Genomic DNA, 7,747 nt, shown 5'->3' with positions numbered 1-7,747 from the left:
TCATGCCTTGTGCGGAACCGTAGCTCGCGAGTCGCGCAGGCAGCAGTATCTCCATCGGTTTCTGCGCCCCCCGCCGCTGCGGTAGTCTCCGCCATTTTTCTCTCTTCGCGACCCTAAGGTTGTCGTCGGAAATTTTCTGTCCCCGGCGGCTGAAACTCGCAAGCTACCACTTCGCTTGCTTGAAGGAATTTCATGACGTTGCTTCGGAATCTAAAGCTGCTTCTGTGGGCCTGTGCCGCCGTCGCCATACTGATCCTGGCGCTGGTCGTCATACGCGTGCGTACCGGAGGCCCATCTCGTGCCAGCGCCGACAATACGGGAGACGGCAATCAAGTCGTCTATGCTGCGGTTGCAATGGTCAAGCGCCAGACGGTGGCCAACTCGCTTTCGATCGCCGGGCAGTTTGTGCCCTACCAGAACGTTGAATTGCACGCCAAGGAAGCGGGATATATCCGCAACATTTATGTCGATATAGGAGATCGCGTTCATCAAGGACAAGTACTCGCGGTACTGGAGATTCCCGAGTTGGTAGCGCAGGTGGACGCATCCAAGGCGGCCGTTCACCATGCCGAAGAAGAGATCCAAAGGGCCCAAAGCAATGTAATGCGCGCTCAAGCCGATAACGTCGCCTTGCATGCTAATGCCGACCGGCTGGTGAGTGCCGACAAGGCGCGTCCCGGGCTGATCGCGCAACAGGAGCTGGATGATGCCACCGCCAAGGACCGCGCATCGCAGGCCCAGGTCGATGCGGCCAAGTCGGCGTTGGCCGCGGCCCGTCAACAGTTGGCCGTCGCCAAGGCTGACCAGGAACGCTACTCAGCGCTCATGGACTATTCGCGCATCGTTGCCCCATACGACGGCGTGGTTACCTGGCGCTTCTCCGATACCGGAGCGCTGGTGCAGGCCGGTACTTCCACTTCGAGCGGCCTGCCGGTTGTTACGCTGGCCCAGGTCAATGTCCTGCGATTGCGCGTACCTGTGCCAGAATCGCTCGCAGCGAAAGTCAAGATCGGAGATGTGGCCGACGTGCAGGTGCAGGCAACGGGTGAGCATTTTACGGGTAAGGTCTCGCGTTTCACGGATGCTCTGGACCCCTCGACGCGAACCATGCAGGTCGAGATTGACGTTCCCAATCCCAGCTACCATCTCCAGCCCGGCATGTACGCCGACGTTCGGCTGGATGCCAACAGCCGGCCCGATGCTCTGACTGTTCCGGTCGAAGCAATTCAGCGCAATGACAACAAGACCAGCGTACTGGTTGTTGACCCAGAGAACCGCGTGCAGACGCGAGAAGTTAAATTGGGCGTCCAGAGTTCGAACAAGGTTGAGATCCTCGCCGGACTCAACGAGGGAGAGAAGGTGATCGTCGGGAACCTGGGCGCTTATCAACCCGGCGAAGTGGTCACCCCCAAGCCAAGCGTCGTGGCTTCAGAAAATCCCGGGAAAGAAGCGGACTAAGGCATGTCAGGATTTGCGATCAAGTATCCGTTCTTCGTCCTGATGTTGTGCCTGGGCATCGTTGTCGTGGGCGTGACCACCGTGTACCGCATGCCCGTGGACCTGTTTCCGCAGATCCAGATTCCCGTGGTGGTGGTGGCGACGTTCTACAGCGGAATGCCACCGCAGCAAATCGAAGCCGACATTACGGACACGTTCGAACGTTTCTTTACGCTGGGCAGCAACATTGACCACATCGAATCGCGGTCGCTTACCGGAGTAAGCCTAATCAAGGTTTATTTCCAACCGGGTACTGATCCTGATGCAGCGGTGAGTGAGATTGCAAACCTTGCCATGGCCGATCTGCGCCGGCTGCCGCAGGGAACACTGCCCCCGGTGGTGCTGAAGTTCGATGCCTCCAGCATGCCTGTTTGCCTCGTGACTCTTGAAGGCAAGGGTATGACAGAAACCCAGCTGCATGATCAGGGGCAGTTCAACGTGCGCAACCAGATCGCCAACGTTCCGGGAGCTTCCGTTCCGCAGCCATTCGGGGGCAAGTATCGGCAGATCCAGTTCTATATCGATCCGGTAAAGCTCGAGGCGGCGCAACTCAGTCCAATGGATGTGGTGCAGGCGATCAACAAGGCCAACAGCATCCTTCCGGCCGGCGACGTCCGTATCGGCAATCTGGACTACAACATCTACAGCAACAGCCAGCTGCCGGACGTCAAACAAATGAATGAAGTTCCGCTGAAGGCCATCGGCAATAACGTGCTGCGCTTCGGCGACATCGGACATGCGGAGGATTCTTCTGCCATCCAATACAACATCGTCCGCGTCAACGGGCAGAAGTCGGTGTACCTCCCCATCCTTCGACAGGGAGGTAACAGCAACACCATCCAGATCGTCAACGGAGTGCGCGATCGTATCAAAAAACTGCTCGATATTCCGCGCGAGCTGATTGCGTCCGTGGTGTTTGACCAGTCCGAATACGTGAGAATCGCGGTCGCGAATGTATTGCGCGAAGGCAGTATGGGACTCGGCCTGACCGCGCTGATGATTCTGGTGTTTCTGGGATCATTGCGGGGCACGATTTCGGTTTTGCTGTCGATTCCGATCTCTTGCCTGGCTGCATTTCTTCTGCTGAATGCCTTCGGCAGCACCATCAACACGATGGTTCTGGGTGGCTTAGCGCTGGTGCTGTCGCGCCTGATCGATAACTCGGTGGTGGTGCTAGAAAACATCTTCCGTCATCTGGAAATGGGCGAAGCCCCGACCACGGCTGCTGAAGAAGGGGGCAGGGAAGTCGCTCTTGCAGTACTGGCGGCGACCTTCACCACGGCAATCGTATTTTTTCCGGTGGTGTTTCTTTCGGGCGTCAGCAAGTACCTGTTCACCGCGCTGGCGGCAGGCGTGGTGTTGGCGCTGGCCGCCTCGTATTTGGTGGCGATGTCAGTGGTGCCATTGTTCTGTTCAAAGTTCATTAAGTCGGCACACGGCAACGAGGCTCACGGCGAGCGTGAAGGCGGATGGCTTGAGCGCCTTCTGGCTCCGTTCAACCGCGGCTACGATTACGTGCTCCGAAAATACGACGAGTACCTCCAGAAGGCGCTTCAGAACCCCAAGATGACGGTCGGCGTCATCATGGGGATTTTCGTGCTCAGCCTTGCACTGTCTCCGCTGCTGGGCGTGGCGTTTTTCCCACGCACGGATCCCGGCCAGTTTGTCATTAACATCAAGGCACCGAGTGGTACTCGGATCGAGCTCACGAACGACTACATCACCAGAGTTGAAGAAGACATCCGACAGGTCATCGATCCCGCGGATCTGCAGATGATCGTTTCCAACATTGGCGTCAACGCCGATCTTTCCTCCATCTACACCACGAACTCCGCGATGCACACCGCGTTCGTACAAGTGCAATTGCGGAAAGAACACAAGGTCAGCAGCTTCAGATACATCGACCGCGTGCGGCGGAAACTATCGAGCGACCTGCCGCAGCTATCGACGTTTTTCCAGACGGGCGGACTGGTTGATTCGATCGTGAATCAGGGCATGCCGGCGCCCATCGATATTCAGGTGACAGGCAACAATCAGCAGGCGGCCTACGACGTGGCGACCGAGATGGCGCGCAAGCTCCGGAAGATGGACGAGGTAAGCGACGTGCTGATTCCGCAGGACCTCGACTACCCGGGCCTCCAACTGAACGTTCGCCGTGAGATGGCGGCGCGCCTCGGTCTCACTGCCAAGGGCGTGGTGAACAACGTGGTGACCGCACTGACCTCTAACGGCATGATCGCGCCGAGCTACTGGATCGATCCCAGGACCGGTAACAACTACTTTCTTACCGTCCAGTACACGCCGGATCAGATCGGCAAAATGACAATGGAGGACTTCAAGCAAATTCCGTTGCACGCGCCGAACAATCCCCAGCCCACGGTGCTGGAGAACGTGGCGGACATCAACTTGATCGACACTCCCACCGAGGTTGACCACTACCAGCTGTTCCGTGTCATCGATGTTTTCGTCTCGCCCAAAGGCGAAGACCTCGGAAGGTTGTCCAGGAGGGTCGAGGACCTGATCCGTAATACGCACTTGCCGCCCAATACCCGTGTGCAACTGCGGGGTTCTGTGATCGCCATGCGGCGATCGTTCAGCAGTTTCGCTCTCGGACTGTCGCTGTCCATTGTGCTGGTGTACTTAATTCTGATGGCGCAATTCGCTTCGTTCAGTGACCCCTTCATCATTCTTTTGGCAGTACCGCCAGGATTCACGGGCGTCATCCTGTTCCTGCTGATCACGCACACCAGCATCAACATCATGTCGCTGATGGGCGTGATGATGATGGTTGGCATCGTCGTGTCGGACTCCATCCTGATTGTTGAGTTCACACGCGAGTTGCGTCGCAGGGGGCAGGGAGTGACCGAAGCCATCAAGAATGCCTGTCATGTGCGGTTGCGACCGATCATGATGACTACCTTCGCGACATTCCTGGGCCTCATTCCCTTGGCGCTAGCGCTGGAGGCCGGAAGCGAGCAGTACGCACCCTTGGCGCGCGCCATCATCGGCGGCCTGATGTTCTCGTTCCTCGTGACCCTGTTTCTGGTGCCGGCGGCTTATTACCTCATGCACCGCAAAGAGGAAAAAGCCGAGATAGAGGTGCAGGCGTGACACGAAGTGTCATGAACGCTTCGCACCGCGACTGCGCCAGGCTGCTGTTGCTATGGAAGAAGCGGGTGCCCTTCGATGCCTAGTTTCGCGATTCGGAACCCGTTCTTCATCCTGATGCTTTGCCTGGGCATCGTTGTCGTGGGCGCGACCACCGTCACTCGCATGCCAGTGGATCTGTTCCCGCAAATTCAGATTCCGGTAGTGGTCGTGGCGACGTTCTATAGCGGGATGCCGCCGCAGCAGATAGAGGGTGACATAACCGACACCTTCGAGCGATTTTTTACTCTTGGCAGCAACATCGACCACATCGAATCGCGATCGCTTACTGGTGTCAGCCTGATCAAGATTTACTTCCAGCCGGGCACCGATCCAGACGCGGCGGTGAGCGAGATCGCCAATCTCGCCATGGCTGATCTACGCCGCCTGCCGCAGGGAACGCTCCCGCCGGTGGTGCTGAAGTTCGATGCTTCAAGCTTGCCGGTGTGCCTTGTTACCGTGAAGGGAAAGGACCTAACCGAAACTCAATTGCATGACGAGGCTCAGTTTACGGTTCGCAACCAGATCGCCAACGTGCCGGGGGCATCCGTTCCGCAACCCTTCGGCGGCAAGTACCGGCAGATCCAGTTCTACATTGATCCCGTAAAACTCGAGGCGGCGCAGCTCAGTCCCATGGATGTCGTGCAGATTGTTAACGAAGCCAACACCATCCTGCCCGCAGGCGACGTCCGCATCGGTCCCCGCGACTACAACATTTACAGCAACAGCCAGCTTCCGACGACGGGCGACATGAACGACGTGCCCCTGAAAGCCATCGGCAACAGCGTCCTGCGCTTCGCCGATGTCGGGCACGCCGAAGACTCGTCCGCCATCCAGTACAACATCGTGCGCGTCGACGGCCAGAAGTCGGTGTATCTCCCGATCCTGAAGCAAGGCGGCAACAGCAACACTATCCAGATCGTCAACGGCGTCCGCGATCGCATCAAGAACCTGCTCGATGTTCCCAAGTCACTGATCGCAACGGTGGTGTTCGACCAGTCTCAATATGTAAAGACCGCGGTCTCGAATGTTCTGCGCGAAGGCGGCATTGGGCTCGTGCTCACCGCCGTCATGATCCTGATTTTCCTCGGTTCGGTGCGCGGGACGATCTCCGTTCTGTTGTCGATCCCCATCTCATGCCTCGCCGCGTTTCTGCTGTTGAACGCTGCTGGAAGCTCCATCAACACCATGGTGCTCGGCGGACTTGCGCTCGTCCTCTCGCGACTCATCGACAATTCCGTCGTGGTACTGGAAAACATCTTCCGGCATATGGAGGAGGGCGCAGATGCGGTCACCGCCGCCGAACGTGGAGGTCAGGAAGTTCAACTTGCGGTCCTGGCGGCGACGTTCACCACAGCCATTGTGTTCTTCCCGGTCGTGTTTTTGTATGGGGTAAGCCGTTACTTATTTATGGCGCTCGCGCTCGGAGTGGTGTTGGCCCTGGCCGCTTCGTATCTGGTGGCGATGACCGTGGTGCCGCTATTCTGTGCAAAATTTATCAAGACTGCCCACGGTAAAGGCGGACACTATCCGGACAATACCTTCGGCCGACTTGTGAGGGGCTTCAATCGGCGCTATGACCGGCTCCTGATGGTTTACGACGCTGCGGTGAACAAGGCTCTGGCCCGCCCTGTGGCGACGATCGTCATTATTATGGCTTTGTTCGTAGCCAGCCTGCTGCTCTATCCCTTTCTCGGAGTGGCCTTCTTCCCCCGCACTGACCCCGGTCAATTCGTCATCAATCTCAAAGCGCCTACCGGCTCGCGACTCGAGGTCACCAATGACCTTGTCGCGCACGTGGAGAATGATATTCGTAAGGTAGTCGATAAAGACGACCTGCAGATGATCGTCTCCAACATCGGTCTCACGCCCGATCTCTCGTCGATCTACACCAGCAACTCCGGCCAGCACACAGCGTTTGTGCAAGTCAGCCTGCACAAGGAACACAAGCTCAGTACGTTCACCTACATGGACCGCGTGCGCCGAAAACTAGCCGCCGACCTGCCGGAAGTCTCCACCTATTTCCAGACCGGCGGCCTGGTCGATTCTGTAGTGAATCAGGGCATGCCCGCACCGATCGACATCCAGGTCAGTGGCAACGACCAGCACGCCGCGTATGAAGTGGCCAGCGAAATCGCGCGCAAGCTGCGCTCGCTCAGAAACGTCAGCGACCTGTTGATTCCTCAGGACCTCGACTATCCCGGCCTGCAACTCGATGTTCGCCGCGAAATGGCGGCGCGACTCGGGCTCACCGCCAGCGACGTCGTGAATAACGTCGTAACCGCGTTGACTTCGAATGGCATGATCGCTCCCAGTTACTGGGTCGATCCCAAGAACGGCAACAATTACTTCCTCACGGTGCAGTACACCAACCAGCAGATCGGCTCGATGACCATGGAAGATTTCAAGCAGATTCCGCTGCACGCGCCCGACCACACCAATCCCACCGTACTGGAGAACCTCGCCAACATTAAGATGATCAACACGCCTACCGAGGTCGATCACTACCAACTCTTTCGCATAATCGACGTATACGTTTCTCCTAAGAGCGAAGACTTGGGTGCACTATCGAAGCAGGTGAACAACATCATTAAAGACACCAAGTTGCCGCCGAATATCCGCATAGAGGTGCGTGGCTCGGTGCTGGCCATGCAGCAATCGTTCAAGAGCTTCGGCGTCGGGCTGCTGTTGGCTGTCGTTCTCGTGTATCTCATCCTGATGGCGCAGTTTGCCTCGTTCATCGATCCCTTCATCATTCTGCTTGCGATCCCTTCGGGGATCACGGGCGTGATTCTTTCCTTCTCATTACTGGCACAACGTTAAACGTCATGTCGCTCATGGGTCTGATCATGATGACCGGCATCGTGGTGTCGAACAGCATCCTGATCGTTGACGTCACGCGCAACTACCGCCGCGAGGGTATGCGCATCCGCGAGGCCGTCGCCCTGGCGTGCCGCGTGCGCTTACGCCCGATTCTGATGACGTCGCTGGCCACGATTCTCGGCCTCATCCCCATGGCGCTGGCGCTGGAAGCGGGGAGCGAGCAGTACGCTCCCTTGGCGCGCTCGATCATCGGCGGACTCACCGTATCGGTGATCGTCAC

2 protein-coding genes and 1 pseudogene are annotated in these 7,747 nt (G+C 57.7%); all 3 read left to right on the top strand.

Features of this window, described 5'->3' with window-relative positions; genetic code table 11:
- Nucleotides 1–192 precede the first annotated feature (192 nt).
- The gene (locus tag Q0L30_RS00180) at nucleotides 193–1,458 is read left to right on the top strand and encodes an efflux RND transporter periplasmic adaptor subunit (protein WP_296649660.1); all 1,266 of its coding nucleotides are present in this window, start codon (nucleotides 193–195) and stop codon (nucleotides 1,456–1,458) included.
- A 3-nt stretch (nucleotides 1,459–1,461) separates the two neighbouring features.
- Nucleotides 1,462–4,608 (top strand): efflux RND transporter permease subunit, encoded by a 3,147-nt coding sequence (locus Q0L30_RS00175; RefSeq protein ID WP_296649658.1) that lies wholly within the window; start codon nucleotides 1,462–1,464, stop codon nucleotides 4,606–4,608.
- 75 nt (nucleotides 4,609–4,683) lie between these two features.
- Nucleotides 4,684–7,747: pseudogene (locus tag Q0L30_RS00170) on the top strand (efflux RND transporter permease subunit); the annotation flags it as partial.

Origin of the sequence: Paraburkholderia sp. (assembly GCF_024281035.1) — a bacterium.
Lineage (GTDB): Bacteria > Pseudomonadota > Gammaproteobacteria > Burkholderiales > Burkholderiaceae > Paraburkholderia.
Note: the sequence above shows the minus strand (reverse complement) of the source record. Positions and strands in the feature narration are given on the sequence as shown.

Excerpts from the sequence above, each read along its gene's own strand:
- Q0L30_RS00180 (WP_296649660.1), top strand. The coding sequence starts at position 193 with ATGACGTTGCTTCGGAATCTAAAGCTGCTTCTGTGGGCCTGTGCCGCC.
- Q0L30_RS00175 (WP_296649658.1), top strand. The coding sequence starts at position 1,462 with ATGTCAGGATTTGCGATCAAGTATCCGTTCTTCGTCCTGATGTTGTGC.